This window comes from Streptomyces sp. NPDC045955 (assembly GCF_056430805.1).
This window is the reverse complement of record NZ_JBWKKY010000046.1, coordinates 1-2,195: the sequence shown is the minus strand read 5'-3', so window position 1 is coordinate 2,195 and position 2,195 is coordinate 1. Positions and strand designations below refer to the sequence as shown.

General features: G+C 66.6%; 2 protein-coding genes. Both read left to right on the top strand.

The window, feature by feature from the left end:
• Positions 1-913, top strand: a 913-nt coding sequence (locus AC07F0_RS39995; protein ID WP_478985255.1) for an ABC transporter substrate-binding protein, incomplete at its 5' end; no start/stop codon positions are given.
• Positions 906-2,045, top strand: a complete 1,140-nt coding sequence (locus tag AC07F0_RS39990) for an ABC transporter ATP-binding protein (protein WP_478985254.1) — start codon at positions 906-908, stop codon at positions 2,043-2,045. The genes AC07F0_RS39995 and AC07F0_RS39990, both read left to right, overlap by 8 nt.
• Positions 2,046-2,195: the final 150 nt, after the last annotated feature.

Here is a 2,195-nt window from a genome sequence, read left to right as displayed (position 1 = left end):
GGCGATCTACACGCCGTTCACGCAGGAGACCGGTATCGCTGTGAAGGTGCTCAACCTGGATGACGCTCCGCTGCTGGCGCAGATCAGGCAGGGCCGCCCGCAGTGTGATCTGATCAACAACTCGATGTCGGCTCACTTCAAGTATGTGAAGCAGGACGCGCTGGAGGCGCTGGACCTGGAGCGGCTGAAGAGTCTGAAGAGCGCGAAGATCCCGAAGGCGCAGATCACCGATCATGCCGTCGGCCACAGTTTCTACGGCCAGTGCATCGCGTACCGCACGGATGCGTTCGGGGGTAGGAAGCCGCAGTCGTGGGCGGACTTCTGGGATACCAAGGCGTTCAGGGGTGGCCGTGCGATGGTCAGTCCGGATGGTGACCTGCCGGAGCTGGAGTTCGCGCTGCTGGCTGATGGTGTGCCGATGGACAAGCTGTATCCGCTGGATGTGGACCGGGCGTTCAAGGTGCTGACCCGGCTGCGGCCGGACATCAAGAAGTTCTGGGACAGTGGCCCGCTCCCGGGTGTGCTGCTGAGCCGTCAGGAGGTGACGATGTCGACCGTGTGGGACGGCAGGGTCGCCGATCTGCAGAAGCAGGGTGTGCCGGTGGAGCGGCAGCTGAACGGTATGCGCCGGCAGTTCTCGGGTTATGCCATCGCCAAGGGCGCGGTGAATGCGGACAACGCCTACCGGTTGATGGACTTCGCGCTGCGTGCGGAGAACCAGGCCGCGCTGGCGAAGGCTTTCCCGTCGAATCCGTCTTCTCCGGTGGCTTACGAAAAGCTCACTGAGGCCGAGCGCAACGCGCTGGCGGGTGCGCCGAAGTACTACGACAAGGGTTTCGACGCGGACATCGGCTGGTGGCTGAAGAACGAAGCGGCCGTCACCAAGCGCTGGTTGGAGTGGGCTCGTGGCTGAATTCGGTATCGCCGCACCGTCTGTGAAGGCGGCCGGTGGCAAGATGCCCACCGCGACGGGTAAAGCGCTGTCGGTGGTGGCATTGCGCAAGACGTATGGGGATGTCGTCGCGGTCGACGAGGCGTCCATGGAGATCGCGGCCGGGGAGTTCGTCACCTTCCTGGGTGCCTCCGGGTCGGGCAAGACCACGACGTTGATGATGATCGCCGGGTTCTGTGAACCCGACTCCGGCACCATCACCGTCGGAGGCCGCGACGTCACGCGCCTGGCGCCGCAGAAACGCAACCTGGGTTTCGTCTTCCAGCAGTACCTGCTGTTCCCGCACATGACCGTGAGCGAGAACGTCGCTTTCCCGCTCACGCTGCGCGGGGTGGGCAAGGACGAGATCCGCCGCCGGGTGGGGGAGACGCTGGAGATCGCGGGCCTGTCCGGGTTCGGCGGCCGCAAGCCGCGTGAGCTGTCCGGTGGTCAGCAGCAGCGGGTGGCGTTGTGCCGGGCGCTGGTCTACCGGCCGCCGGTGATCCTCATGGACGAACCGCTCGGTGCCCTGGACAAGAAGCTGCGTGACCAGCTCCAGGTCGAGATCAAGACCATCCAGCAGGAACTGGGCCTGACCGTCATCTATGTGACGCACGATCAGGAAGAGGCGCTGGTCATGTCGGACCGGATCGCGGTGATGCGCAACGGCCTGATCGAGCAGTTCGACACCCCCCGGGAACTGTTCGAACGCCCCAAGACCCCGTTCGTGGCGGACTTCCTCGGCGCGGCCAACTTCCTGCCCGGCCAAGTACTGCAGCACACCGACGAGCACACCCTGGTCCGCCTCGACAACAGTGGCGGTCTGATCAAGGCACGCCGTCACCAGCTGGCCTCCGGCACCCCGGTCAAGGTCGCCGTCCAGCCGGGCCGGCTGCGGGCCTGCGCCACCGACGACGGTTTCTGTACCGGCACGGTGGAGAGCGCCACCTATGTGGGCACCCTGGTCCGCGCCGGCGTGCGCATCGACGGCGGCCAGGCGCCGCTGCTGCGCCTGGAGGTACCGGCCGGCCGCGGCCCCGTCACCGGCGAGCGAGTCGGGATCACCGCCGATGCGGACGACGTCAACCTCTTCCCCACCGAACAGGCAGGGTGAGCCATGGCCGCCACCCTCACCGCCCACACCAACGCCCCCGCCCGCCCGCGCAAACTCCTGGCCTCCCGCCGCACCCGGGCCGGGATCCTCTACGCGCTGCCCGTCGTCGTCTACCTGCTGGTGCTGTTCGTCTACCCGATCTTCACCACG